Origin of the sequence: Flavobacterium sp. (assembly GCF_003525665.1) — a bacterium.
In the GTDB taxonomy this organism is placed as follows: Bacteria; Bacteroidota; Bacteroidia; order Flavobacteriales; family Flavobacteriaceae; genus Flavobacterium.
Genome location: NZ_DQDX01000223.1, coordinates 1,338 through 21,655, shown reverse-complemented (window position 1 = coordinate 21,655; position 20,318 = coordinate 1,338). Strand labels below are relative to the sequence as shown.

Genomic DNA, 20,318 nt, shown 5'->3' with positions numbered 1-20,318 from the left:
GTTTTAAAAGAACAAGATTACAATACTTTTTTATTAGAAGAATTACTTTCGGCAAATCTAAAATCGGGTGAACAAGAAGATCTTGAAGTGCAATATGAAAAGCTAAATAATGTCGAATTTATAAAAGAAAATCTTGTAAAATCGCTTGCTTTAGCAAATGAAGAGCAGCTTGGGGTTTTAGAAAATCTTAAAGAAATTAAACTTTCATTTCAAAAAATCGCTAGTTTTTCACCAGAATACAATCAGTTATTCGAACGAATTTCTAGTGTTTTAATCGAATTTGATGATATAGAAAAAGAACTCTCGCAACTATCTCAAAATCTTTTTTCTAATCCAGAAGAGTTAGATTTGTTAAACCAAAAGTTACAATTTATTTACAATTTACAGAAAAAGCATCAGGTAAATACGGTTGATGAATTGTTAGAAATTCAAAATGATTTGGATAATAAAGTTGTTTCGGTTGCTACATTAGAATCAGAAATCGAAGCAATAGAAAAATCAATTCAAGAAATTGAAGTTCAGCTTAATGAAGTTGCTTCTAGAATTCATAAAAATAGGGCAGAAGCTGTTCCAGTTTTAACTGATAAATTAGCTGCAATTCTCGAACAATTAGGAATGGCAAATGCTAGATTTAACATTCAACTTACTTTAAAAGAAGAATTTTATTCTAATGGAAAAGACGAAATTCAGTTTTTATTTTCTGCCAATAAAGGTTCCGATTTTGGCTTGCTAAAAAAAGTGGCATCTGGTGGAGAAATGTCGCGAATTATGTTGGCTGTTAAATCGGTTTTATCGCAATATTCTAAACTTCCAACAATAATATTTGACGAAATTGATACAGGAGTTTCAGGTGAAATTGCTCATAAAATGGGTGAAATCATGAAAACAATGAGTGAGAATATGCAAGTATTTGCTATCACACATTTGCCACAAATTGCAGGAAAAGGAAAAGATCACTTCAAAGTCTACAAAGTAATTAAAGAAAATCAAACGCAATCGGAATTGAAGTTACTGTCTAACGATGAGCGAGTTATAGAAATTGCGCAAATGTTATCGGGTTCAACCATTTCAGATTCGGCTTTAAATCATGCTAAGGAATTGCTTAACTAAAAAATAGAATTATCTTTGTTTAAACAAATTAGACAAATAAATAGAACATAATAAATACAAAGTTATGATTATAGAACCAAGAATGCGAGGCTTTATTTGCTTGACAGCACATCCAAAAGGTTGCGAACAAAATGTAAAAAATCAAATCGATTACGTTAAATCAAAAGGATCAATCGATGGTGCTAAACGTGTTTTAGTAATTGGTGCATCAACAGGTTTTGGTTTGGCATCAAGAATATCAAGTGCTTTTGGTTGCAACGCTTCAACAATTGGAGTTTTCTTTGAAAAACCACCTACAGAAGGTAAAACAGCTTCGCCAGGTTGGTACAATTCTGCAGCTTTTGAAAATGAAGCGCACAAAGCAGGCTTGTATGCAAAAAGTATCAATGGAGACGCATACTCTAAAGAAGTAAAACAGCAAACTATCGATATGATTAAAGCTGATTTAGGTCAGATTGATTTGATAATTTACAGTTTAGCATCGCCAGTTCGTATGCATCCAGAAACTGGAGTTTTACACCGTTCAACATTAAAACCAATTGGCGGAACTTTCACCAACAAAACAGTTGATTTTCATACAGGAAATGTAACTCAAGTTTCTATAGAACCAGCAAATCAAGAAGACATTGATAACACAGTTGTAGTTATGGGCGGCGAAGATTGGACCATGTGGATTGATGCCTTAAAAGCAGAAAATTTATTGGCAGATGGAGCAACAACTATTGCTTATTCTTATATTGGACCAGCAGTTACAGAAGCCGTTTACAGAAAAGGAACAATTGGTAGAGCAAAAGATCATCTTGAAGCAACAGCATTTACAATTACAGATAGTTTAAAAGACATAAACGGAAAAGCTTATGTTTCTGTAAACAAAGCATTGGTTACACAAGCAAGTTCTGCAATTCCGGTTATACCTTTATATATATCACTTTTATATAAAATCATGAAAGCAGATGGAATTCATGAAGGTTGTATTGAACAAATTCAAAGATTGTACAGCCAAAGACTTTACAGCGAAGGCGAAATTCCTACAGATGAAAATGGTAGAATTAGAATTGATGACTGGGAAATGCGTGCCGATGTTCAAGAACAAGTTGCAAAACTTTGGGCAGAAGCAACAACAGAAACTTTACCACAAATAGGAGATTTAGCTGGATACAAACAAGATTTCTTGAATCTTTTTGGTTTCGGATTTGAAGGTGTGGACTATAATGCAGATACAAACGAGCTTGTCATGATTGAAAGTATTAACTAGTAAATCCTACTCAAACTCGTTAATTTTTTTCAAAGAAAATAAAGTATATTAACAAAATGTTAATAAAAAAAACCTGCTTTCTAGCGGGTTTTTTTTATTAATTTATATATTTATCGCTTATTAACTTAAACTTCATTTTTTATGAAAAAAATTACATTATTAATCATGCTTTTTGTGATTTCCTTTAGCGCCAGCTCTCAAGTTGTGTCCTATAGTTTTTCACAATCTAGCGGAACCTACACCGAGATTACAGGCGGTACAGTTCTGGGCGCAGAAGCATCAGATGATCAACGATTTGTTGATCCTGCTGATCTTACCGGAACGGCAGGCTTATCGACCGGAGTAGGATTTCCAATTGGATTTAACTTCGTTTTTAACGGAGAAGTCTATGACCGTTTTGCGGTTAACAATAACGGGTGGATATCTCTAGGAAAATCTTCCTTAGGAGCTAATGCTGTTAACATTAATTCAACTAGTAATTATACACCGTTGAGTTCTACAGCAACTACTGTTACTAATGAATTAGTTGCAAGAATTTCACCACTTGGTCGCGATTTACAAGGACAAGTTGGAAGTACACTTCGTTTCGAAGTTTCAGGTACTTCTCCGAATCAAGTTCTAACTGTACAATGGAAAAACTACAGAAAGTTCACAGCAACCGGTGATTCATTTAATTTTCAAATTAAATTATATGAAACAACAAATGTTGTTCAAACACTTTATGGTGCTTTTGTAAGTAATACTACATCAAGTACTTATCAAGTAGGGTTAAGAGCTGCGCCAGCTGCTACAGCAGGTAATTTCGTAGCTAGAGCATCTACTACTTCTTGGGCATCAACTACTGCAGCTACTGCAGCAACTGGTGCTGTAACGATGGTAAATACGAATATTCCTGCGAGTGGTTTAACTTTTACTTGGACTCCGCCAACGTGCCCTAGTCCAGTATCTTTAACTACTAGTAACTTAACAAGTACCAGTGCTACATTAACTTGGGGTGTGCCTTCAATAGTGCCATCAGCAGGTTATGAATATGTATATTCTACAACTAATACTGTTCCAACGGCTGCTGGTACAGCATCTGCAACTAACTCTGTTGCTTTAACAGGTTTGACACCAGCTACAACATATTTCGTTTTTATAAGATCTAATTGCGGATCTGAATTTGGAGTATGGACTTCTCTAGGTTCATTCGTTACACAATGTGTGGGAGTGACAGATTTTATCCAAAATTTTGACAATACTCCTACAGGTATTGGTGTTTTGCCAGTATGTTGGAGTAGTGCAGGTAGTACAGGAAATGTTTATAATACCACAGGAAGTGTGGCTCCAATGTCACCAGCAAATAGATTGTACATGAATATTTCTGCTACAACTACTGCTTTTGCAACCTTGCCTCCAGTTTCTAATTTACAAGCTGAAACACATAGATTAAGATTTAAAGCTTACGCAACTGCAGCAGCTAAAAAATTAAGAGTTGGGTATTTTACAACTCCAGGTGATGCAAGTACTTTTGTAGTTATAGAGGAAATTGATTTACCAAGTACTGCTGCTACAACTGCGACAGAATTTACAGTGATTCCTTATTTAAGTGCTGTTCCTGGTGTTAACAATCTTGTCTTTTCTTTAGTTGCTGGTACAGCTACTACGGTTTATATTGATGATGTTAAATGGGAAGTAAATTCTTCTTGCGTTGAGCCAACGGCATTAAACGTTTTATCTGTTACTAATGGTAGTGCGCAGTTAAGCTGGGCAAATGGTGGTGCAGAACCACAATGGCAAGTACAATACGGGCTTAATGGGTTTACTCTAGGTACTGGAACAATTGTTTCTCCAGTAACAACAAATCCTTTTACATTAACTGGATTAACAGCTAATACAACTTATCAATATTTTGTTAGAGGTGAATGTTCAGGACCTGAATTTAGTTCTTGGGCTGGACCATTTACATTTAAAACATTATGTAATGGAGTAACTGCTTTCACAGAAAATTTTGATACTTGGCCTACAGGTATAAATAGTTTACCTGATTGTTGGAGTAGAGCAGGTTCTTCTACAACAACTTATATTACGACTGGTTCAACTGCTCCAATGTCGCCTAGCAATAGACTTTTTTTACAAGCTACTACTGCAAATGAGGCTTATGCGATTTTACCTCCAGTTTCTAATTTACAAGCAGCAACTAATAGACTTAGATTCAAAGCATATACAACTTTGTCGCCAAGAAGTTTAGTTGTTGGATACATGACGAATTCTTCTGATGTATCAACTTTTGTAGCTTTACAAACTATTAATGTAGCAGGAACAGCTGTTGCAAATACTCAAGAGTATGTTGTTTATCCAACTGGAGTTCCAGCTGGTGTAAGTACATTAGCTATAAAAAATGCTGTTTTTACAGGTGCAACTACCACTATTTACATTGATGACGTGGCTTGGGAAGCAATTCCTGCATGCGCTAATCCTTCAGGTGTATCTTCAAGTGCAATAACTTCTACTTCAGCTTCGATAGCTTGGACAGGTAATCCTACAGATGTTTCTTGGGAAATAGAATATGGGGCCCCAGGATTCACAGTAGGTACAGGTACAATTGTTCCTGCTGCTACAAATCCTTTTACGTTAACAGGGTTAGCATCTGCTACAACTTTTCAATATTATGTTAGAGCTATTTGTGCTGGTCCAATAACAAGTACAAATTCTCTACCAGGAACTTTTACGACTTTATGTGCTCCTTTTACACCGGCATATGTTCAAGATTTTGCTACTTTTCCAGCGTTATGTTGGAACAGAGCAGAAGCTGGTACTATTGCAACTGGTCCAACTGGAACCGGATTAAGTGCGTGGGCTAACGATGGTTATTTAAACGTTGGTGCAACAGGTTCAATTAAATACAATCTATTTTTAGGAAATAGAATTGGATGGATGATATCACCAATTTTTAATTTATCTGCAGGTGGTTATGAAGTGAAGTATGACGTAGGTGCTACTGTTTTTGGCGGAACTACTGCTGCAACAATGGGTTCTGATGATGCGGTAAACTTTTTAATGTCTACCGATGGTGGTGTAACTTGGACTTCTCTAGAGCTTTTCAATACAGCAAATACACCAACAAATATTGGTGCAACAAAAGTTTACAATCTTTCTACTGTAACTTCTCCAAACGTTTTATTTGCATTTAGAGCAGATGAAGGTCCAGTAGATGATACTCAAGATTATGACTTTTTTATTGATAACTTTAAGGTAAATATTCCACCAGTTCTTGCGCCAGTATGCGCTTCTAACATAGTTGCTAGTCAACCAGTAGGATGTGGAAATTTCCCACTATCAATCTCTTGGAATGCTACGCCAGCAGCTAATGGTTATAGAATTAATGTTGGTACTACCACTGGCGGTACAAATATTGCTAATAATGTAGATTTAGGTTCTGCTTTAACTTATAATTTAGCAACACCAAATATTGCTACAACTTATTATTATACTGTTATTCCTTACAATACAATAGGTAATGCTACAGGATGTGCTGAGCAATCGTTTTTAACTGCTGCTACAGGATGTTATTGTACTGCTGCACCAACTTCTGTTGATGGAACAGGTATTACTAATGTTCAATTAGGTACAACCAATTTCCCAAATACAGTTTCAACGTCTCCTGTATATAACAATAATACAGGTACACCAGTTGATTTAACTACAGGAGAATTGAATAATTTACAGATTTCATTCAACACTTCTATTTATGATTATAATACTGTGGTTTGGATTGATTTGAATAATGATTTTAATTTTGATTCTACTGAAATTGTCTTTTCAGGAATATCAAGTGCAACAAGCCCGAATGTTCAAAATGCATCATTCACATTAGCATCTACTGCTCCTTTAGGTAGCCGTAGAATGAGAATTGTATCAACTGATGCAGTACAAACACCTGCTAATCCATGTTACAGTGGTTCTTTTGGTGAAGTTGTAGATTTTACAGTAAATATAATTGCACCACCTGCATGTCCAGCTCCAACAGGAAATGCTACGCAAACATTTTGTGGTTCTCCTACAGTTGCTAATTTAGTTGCTGTTGGTGCTACAGGCGCTACAATTAAATGGTATGATGCTGCGACTTTAGGTACAGAATTGCCTTCTACGACTGCATTAGTATCTGGAACAACTTATTATGCGTCTCAAACTATTGGTACATGTGAAAGTTCAACTAGACTTGCAGTAGCTGTAACTGTAACTGCAACAGCTGCGACTCCAACTGGTGCTGCTTCTCAAACTTTCTGTAATACAGATAATGATGACTTAGCTGATTTGGTTGTTACTGGTACAAATTTAGTTTGGTACGATGCTGCAACTGGTGGAAATGTATTACCTACAACTACACTTCTTACTGCAACTACATATTACGTTGCTTCTGTTAACGGTACTTGCGAAAGTTCAAGACTTGCAATTACAACTACTTTAGATTGTAGTCCTGCACCATGTTTAACTTCTACAAATGGTCAGTGGCCAACGTCTACTTTCAATCCAGCTGCTAATTGTGATGGGTATGCTGTTCAGCAAATTACTACTTGTGGTTTTGCAAGTGAGTATTCTGTTGTGACAGTTGCTTCAGGTCAAACTTATACTTTTGCAAGTTCTATTGCAACAGATATTATTACTTTAAGCACTGATGCTGGTGTTACTTCGGTAGCAACAGGTACAGGCTCTTTAACATGGGTTTCTACAGTATCAGGTAATGTTCGTTTTTACACGCACACTGCTGGTTGTGGTGCTCAGTCAACTTGTAGAATAAGAACAGTTACATGTGGAGTTATTTCTACTGATTCTCCAGATTATGCTAATTTACAATTCCCAGCTACATTGACATTTGCTCAAGGTGGTTCAGGTGTTGTTTATGGTCAAATTTACGAAGGTGGATTAACAGATGTTGCTCCGAATATTACAGGTCAAGCTGCAGGTATTACTGCTTGGGTTGGTATTAGTCCAGTAGGAAGTAATACAAATCCAAATACATGGACAAACTGGGTTCCTGCAACATGGAATTCTGGTCATATATCAAATAATGATGAGTATCAAGCAACTATTGGTGCTACTTTACTTCCTGGAACATATTACTATGCAACTAGATTTAGATTAAATTCTGGTGCTTATGTTTATGGAGGAATTGATTCATCTAACAATGGTAACTTCTGGAATGGAACGGCTTATAACAGTGGAGTTTTAACTGTTACACCACCACCAGCACCTGCTAATGATAATTGTTCTGGTGCTTTAGCTGTTACTGTTAATCCTAGTTTAACTTGTACTGCTGTTACAGCTGGTACTTTAGTTGGAGCAACAGCTTCAACAACTGATGCTGCTGCTTGCAGTGGTACTGAAGATGATGATGTTTGGTTCTCATTTGTAGCAACCGCAACTTCACATCAAATAAGCTTAACTAATATTGCTGGAAGTACAACTGACTTATTCCATTCTTTATGGACAGGTGCAGATTGTGCAACTTTAGCATTAGTTCCTGGAACTTGTTCAGATCCTGAATCAAGTACTCCTGCAGGTTTAACTATTGGTCAAACATATTACATTAGAGTTTACTCATACACTGCTACAGCTGGACAAACTTCAACATTTAATGTTTGTATAGGTACATTACCAGCTGCGCCAGCTAATGATGCATGTTCTACTGCATTTGTAGTAGGTGCTATTCCTTACACAAACACACAAGATGCTACAGCTGCTACAAACAATGCTGGATTTATAACTGCTTGTTCTTCAAACGCTATGAACGATGGTGTTTGGTATTCTGTTGTTGGTAATGGTAACGATATTGTTATTAATATCACAGGAGTTACTGGATGGGATCCTCAAGTTGGTGTTTATACAGGTTCATGCGGCACATTCACTTGTGTTGGAACTGTAGATGCAGGTGGAACAAGTGGTTCTGAAACTTACACAATTGCTGCATCTACTGTTGGTACAACTTACTATATTAATGTTGGACACTTCAGTGGATCTACTAATAGTCCAGAAGGACCGTTTACAATTGGAGTAACACAAAACTTAGCAACTGATTCATTTGATGATGCTAACTTTGCATTCTATCCAAACCCAGTGAACGATGTGTTAAACTTATCTTACACAGAAAACATTACTAAAGTTCAAGTAATTAATTTACTAGGACAAGAAGTTAGAACAAACTCAATGGATGCTACTCTAGCGCAAGTTGACATGTCTAATCTTCCATCTGGAACTTATTTAGTAAAAGTTACTGCTAATGATAAAGTGAAAACTATCAAAGTAATCAAACAATAAGTTTAAATTATTTATTTAATTTATAAAAAGTCCCGCTTAGGCGGGACTTTTCTTTTATAGAAAGAGTATATTTGTTAAAATTTTTTCAAATGTTTTTTTCAATAATTATTCCTGTTTATAATAGACCAGACGAAGTAAAAGAATTGCTAGAAAGTTTGCTTCAATCAACTTATAAAAACAATTACGAAATTGTGATTGTTGAAGATGGCTCTACAATAACTTGCAAAGAAGTAGTTCAAACTTTTTCTGATAAACTATCTATATCTTACTTTTTTAAAACAAATTCTGGTCCTGGAGATTCAAGAAATTTTGGTATGCAAAAGGCAAAAGGTGATTATTTCATCATTTTTGATTCTGATTGTATTATTCCTAATCAGTATTTATCTGAAGTTGAAAAAGAATTAAGTGCAAATTACGTTGATTGTTTTGGTGGTCCTGATAAGGCATTAAAATCGTTCTCTTCCATTCAAAAAGCGATTAATTTTGCAATGACCTCTTTTCTAACAACCGGAGGAATTCGAGGCGGATCTGAAAAAATTGATAAATTTCAGCCAAGAAGTTTCAATATGGGAATTTCTAAAAAGGCTTTTGAAGCATCCAATGGTTTCGGAAATATTCATCCCGGTGAAGATCCAGATTTATCCATTAGATTATGGAAATTAGGTTATGAAACACGTTTATTTAAATCGGCTTTTGTCTATCATAAAAGAAGAATCGATTGGGATAAATTTAGTTTGCAAGTATCAAAATTTGGAAAGGCAAGACCTATTTTAAATCACTGGTATCCCGAATACAAAAAAATCACGTATTGGTTTCCTTCATTATTTGTCATCGGATTTATAATTTCGGCGTTACTATTATTTATTTTATTTGATTGGGGTTTAAAATTATATTTTCTTTACTTCGTTATCATTTTCATTGTTTCAAGTATTCAAAATAAAAATCCATTTATTGGACTATTATCAATTGTTGCGGTTTGGAAGCAATTTTTCGGATATGGATTTGGGTTCCTAAACTCATTTTTCAAAATTAATATCTTACGAAAAAAACCACAAGAAGCTTTTCCCGAACTCTTCTTTAAAGTAAATACTGCTCAAGAAATACTTTCAGAAAAAATAGCATTTGAAAAACCATCGGAACTTCCAATTCAAAAAACAATTGAAAAAGCTATCGATAAAATTGTAGCTCCAATTCATAATATTGTAGAACCAGTAGCTAAAAAAACTAAAATTATTGGTTTAACTGGCGGAATAGGAAGCGGAAAAACAACGATCGCCAATTACCTTCAATCGAAAGGAATTCCAGTTTATATTTCAGATGTTGAAGCCAAAAAAGTAATGGAGTTTCCTGATATCGTTATTAAAATAGCAGAAGTTTTCGGTAATGAAGTTCTCGATTCCAACAATATACTAAACCGAGATAAACTTGCAACAATCGTATTTAATAATCCAGAAAAGTTAAAGCAATTAAATGCAATCGTCCATCCTGCGGTAAAAAAACATTTTGACAATTGGATTATTCAAAATCAAAATGCACCCATTATTGTTAAAGAAACTGCCATTTTATTCGAAAGCGGAAGTTACAAAGATTGTGATCAAATTATTACAGTTTCGGCACCATTAGAAACTAGAATTGCCAGAGTTTTAAAGAGAGACAATTCTACTAGAGAAAAAATACTTCAAAGAATTAACAATCAATTATCTGATGATGAACGAATTGCAAGAAGCCAATTTGTAGTCATGAACGAGAATTTTGAGGAAACAAAAAAGCAAGTCGATGAAATCCTTATTTTATTGAAAAATAAATAAAAAATGACCTCAATGTTAATGTTTGGTTAATGCATTAACAGAATATATGTTAAAATGCTAATTTTGGTGTGATGAATAAGTTTGTTTTTCGCCTTTTAGTATTCTTAATGAGCATATCCTTATTGGGTATTATCTTCGTACAAGTGTATTGGTTTAATGACTCGTTAGAAAAAAGTGAAGACGAATTCAAATTTCACGTCAAACAAGTTTTAGGAAATGTAGCGGTGAAACTGCAAAAAAAAGAGCAATACGCTTTTTATAATAAATACAACAAGGTAAAGGAAAGTACCGGTAAAACACCACAAAAGGAAGATTTATTAGAGTACGGATATTACCAACGAAATTCTAAAACTAACGAAACAATAATATATTCTAATAGTATCATTTCTGATAATTATGATGTATTTTCTAAGTTCATTGATAAAAATGCAGATAGTTCTAAAGTAAAAGGATTTTCAGCAAAAAGAAAAACCGAAATTTTCAATAACAACAACGCTTTTGATAATTCTAGTATAAATAAATCTATTAATCCAGAAATTACAATTAGCAAAGAGGGCGCATTAGCTATTTTAGAAAATGCTCAATTTGAAATATTTTATAAAGATATTGCTGCTGTTACACCAATTCAAGAGCGAGTTTCAACAAAAGATTTGTCTACTCTTTTGTCTAATGAATTAAAAGAATACGGAGTACTTACGCCATTTGAATTCAATGTTTACAGCAATGGATTAGCAACAAAACTTAAGTCGGAACATTTTAAATATGATAAATATTCTACTTATTCAATTCCAATTTTCATTGATAATGATGGAAATAACAAATACAATCTCCATGTAAATTTTCCTCAAAAGAAGAAATTTTTATTTAGAGAAATTGTCGGAATTTCAATGTTGTCCATCATTTTTACATTGATTATCATCATAGCATACGCAAATGCATTGCATCAATTAATAAAACAACGTCATATTTCAGAAATTAAGACCGATTTCATCAACAATATGACACACGAGTTCAAAACGCCTATTGCTACTATAAACCTTGCTCTAGACGCCATAAAGAACCCAAAAGTAATAGACGATAAAGAAAAGGTGTTTCGATACCTGCAAATGATTCGAGACGAAAATAAACGAATGCATGCGCAAGTAGAAAACGTTCTTAGAATTTCTAAATTAGAAAAGAAAGAACTTGACATTTCAAAAGAATCACATGATGTACAACAAATAATCTATGATGCCATAGATCACGTACATTTAATTATAGAAGATAGAGGCGGAAAAATAACGAAAAATTTCAACGCCAATAGAACAACAGTATTGCTAAACGAAGTACATTTTACCAACGTAATTGTTAATATTTTAGACAATGCCATAAAATATTCGCCAGATGCACCCGTTATTGATATATACACAGAGAACATTAAAGATTTTGTAGTAATTAAAATAAAAGACCAAGGAACCGGAATGAGTAAAGTGGCTCAAAAACGAATTTTTGAAAAATTTTACAGAGAACACACCGGAGATTTACACAACGTTAAAGGCCACGGATTAGGACTAGCCTACGTAAAAAGAATTGTAGAAGACCACAACGGTCAAGTTTTCGTAGAAAGCGAAAAAGGAAAAGGAAGCACATTTATTATAAAAGTACCATTGATAAATTAAAAAATTATGGAAAAAGAAAACAAAAGAATATTATTAGTAGAAGACGACCAAAACTTTGGTGCCATTTTAAAAGATTATTTAATGCTAAACGACTTTGATGTTGTTCTTGCAAAAAATGGTATGGAAGGCTTTGAAAAATTCAAAAAAGATACTTATGACTTGTGTATTCTTGACGTAATGATGCCATACAAAGACGGTTATACATTAGCCAAAGAAATTCGTGAGAAAAATAAAGAAGTGCCAATCGTGTTCTTAACGGCTAAAACCATGAAAGAAGACGTACTTAAAGGCTATAAAGTAGGAGCAGACGATTACCTTAACAAACCTTTCGATTCTGAAGTGTTGTTGATGAAAATCAAAGCCATCATGCAAAGAAAATCATCAGAAACTAAAGCAGAAAACGTTCAATTCGAATTCCAAATTGGTAAATTCCACCTAAATTCAAAACTACGTTTCTTGAATTTTCCTGGTAACGAACCAATTAAATTGTCACCAAAAGAAAACGAATTGCTAAAAATGTTAGCACTTTACGTAGAAGATTTAATGCCAAGAGAATTAGCATTAACAAAAATCTGGAGAGACGATAACTACTTCACTTCTAGAAGTATGGACGTTTACATCGCCAAATTAAGAAAATACTTAAAAGACGATCCAGGTGTAGAAATTTTAAACATCCACGGCGAAGGATTCAGATTAGTCGTAAAAAAATAAATAAGAAAGCTCCAAGAAATTGGGGCTTTTTTTAGAAGCTTTTTCCAGCTATACATTACAATCTTTTGTAAACAAGTCTTTTTTTCTAAGCTGTAAAAGGAGCTTCTAGGGTCGCTCTTTTACAACAAGAAAAAATAGACTTCTTTTACAAAAGGATTTCCATTGCTATCTGGGCTAGGGTTTTCGCTGTAAATCGAACTTTAGTTTTCCTGCAAGGTCTTTTTGTGACCTTGTAGGTATAATCTAAATAATTTTACATTTCAAGCTCCAGTCCAAAACAAACTTTCCCATCTTTACTTACTGTAAAAATAGTTTCGTTTTTAGCAATTTCAATCGTTTCATTAAGCGAAACTTCCTTCAAGTAATTCATTTCAAATGCTTTAATGTCTTGTTTCATAATAGATTTAGAATCCACATAATCCAAACACCATTCTAGATATTTCACACTATTAGCATGATTTACAATATCCAAATCTGATAATAAAACTGTTCGTTCGGCAACAATTTCAAACTCTTGCTGAAGATCTATTTTAGCATAACTTTTTTCCGTTGCACTTACTTCTGGAAACTTTTCAAAATGTTCGTGAGGCAAAGCCAATGCTTCTGGTCGTCGTGTTTTAGTATTGAAAACAGCCCAAAAAGTCTCGCAACCTACAATTTTTTCATCGCCAAGATACAATTCCAAACAACGTGTAGAACGCGAATTCTCTAACGATTTAATCCAAGTTTTCACCGTTACTTTATCTTTCCATTTAGGTAATTGCTTAATCTCAACGCGCATCTTACTTAAAACCCAAGCCTGATGAAACTCTTGCATATCGCTAAAACTAATGCCACCAACTTCAGAATGGGTTGCAGCCGTCAATTGAAATAAATTACATAATTCGGTATATCTCAAATAGCCGTTTGGATAACATTGTAGAAAATTAATATCCCAATCATTGGTTAGGATGGAGGTAAAGTCTTTAGATATTGGCATAAAAATTTAATTTAAGTAGTAGCGGCATTTATTGTGTTCTATAAACAATTCCAATTTGAATACTGTTTGATTTACTAAAAAAGTCTTGCAATGATTCATTGGTTTTTACGTCATAATTATTATTAACATACATAATAGAAAAACATAAAGAATTTAGTTTATTAAAATTATAGCTTATTAAAGTGCCCAATCGCAATTCAGTTCCATCTTGTGCACCGCGTCTTTTGTTGTTTTTTCTTATTACTAGTTCAGAATAGCCATAGCCAATATTGGGTGACAATGAAATTTTCTTAGTGAGATTGTAATCATATTTTACAAATCCAAAATAAGAATTGTGTTTAGAATTGTCATAATCTCCAATAATTTGCTTGTCTTTTACCGAGTAAATTACCATGTCTAAACCAATTCCTGCAGAAATTGTGTTGTATTTTAGCAAACCAAAGGAACTTGTAAGACCCAAATTAGCGTTATGACCTTTGGACAAAGCAGTATTTCCAAATTCTATTGGGTAAATAAAACCTACAATAAACGAACTATCAAGTTGTAATTTATTTTTTTTAGGTTCTGTTTTTTCTTGCGAATAACCAACTTGATTCATTAAAAATAAAGCAAAAAGTAATGATTTGAATTTCATTTTTAATAGTTTATTGTTGTTTGAATAGCGTCTGTTCCTATAGTAATTTCTTGACTATTGGTATCAATTACGCCAGTACTTACATTTTCAATTTTATAAGTGATTAGAATAGTTTGATTTTTCTTAGCATAGAAATAATTTACAAAATAAGATTGCTCATCATCATTATAATCAGTAAACGAAGGGCAAAATACGCCGTCAATTTTTAAGTCTATAAATTTTTTATTGCCATTTACTGGATTAAATTGTAATGTAACAGGAACACTTTCATCATAAGTTAATCTATAAATCTTTGGGATTGATAATTTGTAATCAGGAAAATTATCTAGTTCAAGATTGTTAAATGAAAAAGGCAGAAATCCTAGATTTTCATTTTCTTTAGATTGTATAAATATTTCATAACCTCGGTTAAATTCTGCCGAAGGAAAAACCAATTTTATGTTGCCATTACTGTCCGTTTTACCATAACTGATAGTTTCATTTCCAGCTCCAAGTCCATTGCCGTTACTAACATTTATTTCTACGTCAACGCCACTTAAAACATTTTCATTAGAATCTACAATTTGTGTTTCAAACAACAATCTGGTTTCGGCATCATAAGGAACGACACAAGAGCTCATCGATAGTATTGAAAAGAGTAATAATATTTTTTTCATAGTATTTTATTGATGGATGAAAATTTTCTTAGTAACGTGGCGAGAAGTGCCAAATGGTTAATTTGAAATATAAAAAAATGACAAAAATTATTGAACAGTAAAACTTATCATTTGTTCGTTATTATTACTAAATGTGGTGTTGATGTCAATAGCTTTATCGTTACAATTTAAACCCGATTCTCTAAATGAAGCAATATTGTAAATTGAAATTTTGTAATTGCCAGTTTCTAGAAGTTTGATTCCAACTCTGCTTTTTAAATTGTTTCCAACTTTTTCATAGACAAATAGGTTACAGTTGCTTAAAGATCCATTGGTAATTTCGGTTGTATTTTCATCCAAACAAAGGTATATTTCAGGATTATACACAGATGATTTATAAAATTGAATACCAAATCCAAAATCCATTGGATAAGTAAGTAAATCAATAGTTTCTGCTGGATCTGTAAATGTTTGATTTCTGTCAAGATAGGAATTCAACCAAATAATGTCACCAACATTGTAAGTATTTTGTAGATTTTCAACGGTGATTAAGTTGTCCTTAAACTTTTGAGAAACTTTGGGTGTACATGGTTCTGGTTCACATTGCATTGCCAATAGAAAAGGAGCAACAAGTAAAACAAAAAGTGTAATTTTTTTCATATCTTTTTTTATAGTAGATGATTAGATTGTTTTAAGGTTGCGTGGAAAATACAAATTTGTTTATTTGATAATATTGGTGATATGAGAAATGATTTCTTTTCTATCCTTTAAATGATCAAACCAAATAGCATTTTCGGTTCGTTTAAACCAAGTAATCTGACGTTTTGAAAATCGTCTTGTGTTTTTTTTGATTTCTTCAATTGCAAAATCCAAAGAAATGTTTCCGTCTAAATATTCGAATAATTCTCTGTAACCAACAGTTTGTAACGCATTTAAATCTTTATTAGGATATAATTTTTCAGCTTCTGCCAATAAACCTTCATTCATCATTATAGCAACACGTTGGTTGATTCGGTCGTACATAATTTGTCTTTCGGCTTCCAATCCGATGATGATAGGAGTAAAGTTTCTACTATTTTTCTTCTGATTTAAAAATGAGGAATAGGGTTGATTGCTTCCTAAACAAACTTCCACAAATCGCATCATCCGTTGCGGATTTTGCAAAGTCTGCGGATTATTTGACGAAAGTAAATCAAAATAATTTATATCTTTTTCTTTCAGAATTGCTTGAAGATATTCTAATCCTTTTTCTTCATAATTTGCTCTAACTTCGTCACGAATTTTAGAATCAATTTCAGGAAAATCATCAAATCCTTTTAAAACGGCATCAACATATAAACCTGATCCACCAACCATAATTTGAACATTATTTTTTTCAAATAATTCGTCTAATTTGGTAATGGCATCACGTTCAAAATCGCCAACAGTATATTCTTCAAATATCGATTTATTTTGGATAAAATGATGATTTGCACTTGCCAATTCTTCATCGCTCGGAACAGCAGTACCAATTCTCATTTCCTTAAAAAATTGACGACTATCACACGAAATAATATCGCAGTTAAAATGTTGTGCCAAAGCGATACTCAAGGAAGTTTTTCCTATTGCTGTTGGTCCGATAATGGTTATTAGGTAATTCAAAAGTTCTATATTCTATATTCTTTTTTCTATATTCTCTTTTTTAAAACTTCAAAACCTTCATCACACGATTTTTCCTCAAATAACCTTGAATAATAGTTCGTGTATCTCGATTGTTTTGCATCGGAATAAGAATATTTTTCATTACTTCGATATTCGATATTTGATAATTCAAATCATAAAAACAATAGCCTTTATAAATACCATTTTCAATTAAAACTGCGCTTCTTTCATCTACTTTGCGACCTCTATCAATGACAATCATATTATTGTTACTAAATGTCATTTCGTTAATGAATTCTTCAACTCTTTCGTTATAGATTTCAGGTGATTCTAATCCCAAACAAGCGCCATTACATTCCTTTATTTTGTATTGAAAACAGCCGTTTTGAGTTTCATACAATCCGTTTAATTTCTGACATAAATTGTATTTTTCAGTGATTCTAAACAAAGCATTTTTTCCTTCTTGAATAGTAGTAAAAGCAGTGATTTCTTTCTTTCTGCCATCGGCTTTTTGAAGGCGTAAATTGAGGTAACCATTATCATCCAAAACATCATATAAAGCCCATTGAAATATACTTTTTCGTTGCGCTCGATTGTAAATAGGTTTGTTGATTTTTATCTCTTCGCTTTCTTTCAAAAGTGCAATTAATTCGCTTCCAGTTTCTTCATAAGTAACGGTAAAAACTTCTAATTGAATTTTTTTACACTTAGTAGTTTTGCCTGTAAAATGCTGATTGACACGTTTTTTAATGTTTTTACTTTTTCCAATATAAATCAAATCACCTTTTTCGTTGTGGATGTAATAGATTCCAGTTTTGTTAGGCAAACTTTCTACAATATCAAGTAATTTTGGAGATAATCCGCTTTTAATTTCGGCTTTTATCGAACTAATTAAAATCTCTTTTTCAGTATCTTTTGATAGAATTAATTTGAATAATTTTACGGTTGCCAATGCGTCGCCGCTTGCTCTATGTCTATCGGTTACAGGAATTCCGAGTGCTCGAACTAATTTCCCTAAACTATACGATTCCATTCCCGGAATTAATTTTTTAGATAATTCTACTGTACAAAGTGTAGGACGAATAAAATCATAACCCAATCGGGTGAATTCTGTTCGTAATATTCGATAATCAAATGATGAGTTATGAGCAACAATAATGCAATCTTCAGTAATTTCTATAATGCGTTTTGCAACTTCATAAAATTTTGGAGCCGAACGCAACATAGCATTATTGATTCCGGTCAACTTAACCACAAACGGTTGAATTTCTTTTTCTGGATTAACCAAACTGATAAATTGATCCACGACTTCATGACCATCAAATTTATAGATGGCTATTTCGGTAATTCCTTCTTCGTTGAATTGTCCTCCGGTGGTTTCTATGTCGAGTATTGCGTACAAAATAGTGTTCAGTGTTCAGTTTTAAGTGTTTAGTTTGTCATTCCATAGGAATCTCAACTTTATATTTGATAAGTTCTATTTCCAAAGATACTACTTCCTATTCGAACCATCGTACTTCCGCATTCAATTGCGAGTTTATAATCTCCAGACATTCCCATAGAAAGGATAGAGACGCGATTAATCGCGTCTTTACTAATCGCGTCTTTACTAATCGCGTCTGCATTTATTTTGTCGAAAATATTTTTCAAATTATCAAATTCCTTTTTAATTTGGCTTTGATTATCAGTAAAAGTAGCCATTCCCATTAAACCAACAATTCTGATGTTTGTTAAATCGCTGTTGTCATTCTGAACTTGTTTCAGAATCTCATCTAATTCGTTCTCATCCAATCCAAATTTAGATTCTTCTTCAGCGATATAAATTTGAAGCAGACAATCAATTACACGATTGTGTTTTTGTGCTTGCTTATTGATTTCCTGTAATAATTTCAAACTATCAACTCCATGAATCAAACTCACATATTCTGCCATGAATTTCACTTTGTTCGTTTGAACGTGCCCAATCATGTGCCACTGAATATCTTTGGGCATTTCTTCCCATTTATCAGTCATTTCTTGGATTTTGTTTTCACCAAAAACACGTTGACCAGCATTGTAAGCTTCCATTAAATCAGCAACAGGTTTGGTCTTAGAAACCGCTACAAGTGTTACGTGATTGGGAAGTTGTGATTTTATTTGGAGGAGGTTTTCTTTTATTGACATTTGTATATNNTCTCCTTAGTCTCGTGTTATCGGAGATGTGTATCAGAGACAGCATTTGTATATTATTTTATTAAGGAACACAGATTTAAGAAATTAGAGAAATTTTTAAAATTTTATCGATTTCTTAAATCTGTGTTCCTAAAAATCTATCTATTTTCTTTTCTCTATATTCTCTATTCTAAAAAATCATAATTCATAAACCATCAATCCGCTACGAAACTTAGGCTCAATATACGTACTTTTCGGAGGCATAATTAAATTGTTATCGGCCAATGCTTTAATTTCTGAAATATCCGATGGAAATAACATAAATCCGACTTCAAATTCACCTTCGTCTACCAATTCTTTTATTGTTAAAATAGATTGTTTTCCAGGAATGTATTCTATGCGTTCGTCGTTTCGTAAATCTTCAATTCCTAAGATAGGTTGCAACACTTTATCGTATAAAATTTGAGCATCAAGATTTTCTAATAGCGAAGTAGTATTGTTTTCTAATTTGTAAAAAAGTGCATAAAATGCGCCGTCAAGATACATCCCGAATTCAAATTTACTTTGCGGTTTCCACAATTCTTGTTCTTTGGATTTAATAATGAAATTTTCAGATAACTTTTCTAGAAAAATGTCTTTAGAATTACCATTTAAATCTCGAATAATTCGGTTGAATTCGTATATTTTAACGTTACTTTCAGCAATTAGAAAACTCATAAAATTGTTTAAGTTTTCATTTCCTAAAGCTTTATTTTGATCGTATAGTAATTCTGCCGAAGCCGAACGGTGATGTCCATCGGCAATATATAATTCTGGAATTTTTTCGAATTGATTTTCTAACCAAGCAATTTCTGCATCGGTTTCAATTTTCCAAAGTGTATGTTTTTCTTTGTTTGTTGTCGAAAAATGATAGATTGGCTGTTCTTTTTTCTTTTCAGAAATCCACAAATTTATTTCTTGATTATCTGGATAGGTTATCAAAACTGGTTCGGTGTTAAAACCCGTTTGATGCAAATAATCCTTGAATAATTCTACGCGATATTGCAAAGTGTCTTCGTGTTTTTTGATGACATTGTTTTTGTAATCTTCAATAGAAGTTCCAGCAACTATTCCTATAAACGATTGACTTTTTGTCTGAATTTCATACAAAAAGAAAGCCGCTTTTTCATCTTCAAGAAAAACACCATCGTTTTTAAAATCTTGGTATTTATGAGCCACGCCTTTAAATCGCTTGTCCAAAGTAATCTTCTGTGAATGTACATAAGCCGGATTAATCACATGCAAAAAGGAATACGGATTGAAATCCAACCACGAAGCCAATTCCGCAGGCGAATAATCATCGTAGTTTCTACAAGTTACTAATGCTACTTTATCAGGAGTTGGACGAACGGCTTTGAAAGGGATTATTTTGCTCATGTTTTTATAGTTTTCAGTCTCAG

At 33.2% G+C, this 20,318-nt stretch carries 14 protein-coding genes and 1 pseudogene; 7 read left to right on the top strand and 8 right to left on the bottom strand.

The features are described from left to right. The 7 genes and pseudogenes from DIU01_RS15395 to DIU01_RS15365 form a co-directional block, all read left to right on the top strand. On the top strand, positions 1-1,110 hold a 1,110-nt coding region (locus tag DIU01_RS15395; RefSeq protein WP_290835994.1), incomplete at its 5' end, for a DNA repair protein RecN. A gap of 64 nt (positions 1,111-1,174) precedes the next feature. Beyond that, positions 1,175-2,365: an enoyl-ACP reductase FabV gene (fabV, locus tag DIU01_RS15390; RefSeq protein ID WP_290835992.1), complete on the top strand. Its 1,191-nt coding sequence runs from the start codon at positions 1,175-1,177 to the stop codon at positions 2,363-2,365. 141 nt (positions 2,366-2,506) lie between these two features. Next, positions 2,507-8,662 carry a GEVED domain-containing protein gene (locus tag DIU01_RS15385; protein ID WP_290835990.1) on the top strand — a complete coding sequence of 2,052 codons (6,156 nt, stop codon included), beginning with the start codon at positions 2,507-2,509 and terminating at the stop codon, positions 8,660-8,662. Positions 8,663-8,751: 89 nt separating this feature from the next. Next, a pseudogene (locus DIU01_RS15380) lies at positions 8,752-9,747 on the top strand (glycosyltransferase family 2 protein); the annotation flags it as partial. A gap of 15 nt (positions 9,748-9,762) precedes the next feature. Next, positions 9,763-10,470 (top strand): dephospho-CoA kinase, encoded by a 708-nt coding sequence (coaE, locus tag DIU01_RS15375; protein WP_290836010.1) that lies wholly within the window; start codon positions 9,763-9,765, stop codon positions 10,468-10,470. Positions 10,471-10,541: 71 nt separating this feature from the next. Continuing rightward, on the top strand, positions 10,542-12,128 hold the full coding sequence (locus DIU01_RS15370; RefSeq protein WP_290835989.1) for a sensor histidine kinase KdpD: 1,587 nt from the start codon (positions 10,542-10,544) through the stop codon (positions 12,126-12,128). Between the two features lie 6 nt (positions 12,129-12,134). Beyond that, complete coding sequence (locus DIU01_RS15365) at positions 12,135-12,839, top strand: response regulator transcription factor (RefSeq protein ID WP_290835988.1); 705 nt, start codon at positions 12,135-12,137, stop codon at positions 12,837-12,839. Between the two features lie 253 nt (positions 12,840-13,092). Here the strand turns inward: DIU01_RS15365 and DIU01_RS15360 are convergent, their stop codons facing one another. The 8 genes from DIU01_RS15360 to DIU01_RS15325 all read right to left on the bottom strand — a co-directional run bounded on the left by DIU01_RS15360 (position 13,093) and on the right by DIU01_RS15325 (position 20,295). Further along, positions 13,093-13,818 (bottom strand): acyl-ACP thioesterase domain-containing protein, encoded by a 726-nt coding sequence (locus DIU01_RS15360; RefSeq protein ID WP_290835986.1) that lies wholly within the window; start codon positions 13,816-13,818, stop codon positions 13,093-13,095. A gap of 28 nt (positions 13,819-13,846) precedes the next feature. Continuing rightward, positions 13,847-14,452, bottom strand: coding sequence for a hypothetical protein (locus DIU01_RS15355; protein ID WP_290835985.1), 606 nt, complete (start codon positions 14,450-14,452; stop codon positions 13,847-13,849). 2 nt (positions 14,453-14,454) lie between these two features. Next, a complete protein-coding gene (locus DIU01_RS15350) occupies positions 14,455-15,108 on the bottom strand; it encodes a hypothetical protein (RefSeq protein ID WP_290835984.1) in 654 nt (217 codons plus the stop codon). Positions 15,109-15,195: 87 nt separating this feature from the next. Then, entirely contained in the window at positions 15,196-15,747 is a 552-nt protein-coding gene (locus DIU01_RS15345; RefSeq protein WP_290835982.1) for a hypothetical protein, read from the bottom strand. 60 nt (positions 15,748-15,807) lie between these two features. Further along, positions 15,808-16,728, bottom strand: a complete 921-nt coding sequence (gene miaA, locus DIU01_RS15340) for a tRNA (adenosine(37)-N6)-dimethylallyltransferase MiaA (RefSeq protein ID WP_290835981.1) — start codon at positions 16,726-16,728, stop codon at positions 15,808-15,810. 40 nt (positions 16,729-16,768) lie between these two features. Next, positions 16,769-18,130, bottom strand: coding sequence for an exonuclease domain-containing protein (locus tag DIU01_RS15335; RefSeq protein WP_290835979.1), 1,362 nt, complete (start codon positions 18,128-18,130; stop codon positions 16,769-16,771). Positions 18,131-18,189: 59 nt separating this feature from the next. Further along, positions 18,190-18,891: a YggS family pyridoxal phosphate-dependent enzyme gene (locus tag DIU01_RS15330; RefSeq protein WP_290835978.1), complete on the bottom strand. Its 702-nt coding sequence runs from the start codon at positions 18,889-18,891 to the stop codon at positions 18,190-18,192. A gap of 186 nt (positions 18,892-19,077) precedes the next feature. Beyond that, positions 19,078-20,295 carry a DUF1015 domain-containing protein gene (locus tag DIU01_RS15325; protein WP_290836008.1) on the bottom strand — a complete coding sequence of 406 codons (1,218 nt, stop codon included), beginning with the start codon at positions 20,293-20,295 and terminating at the stop codon, positions 19,078-19,080. Positions 20,296-20,318 lie beyond the last annotated feature (23 nt).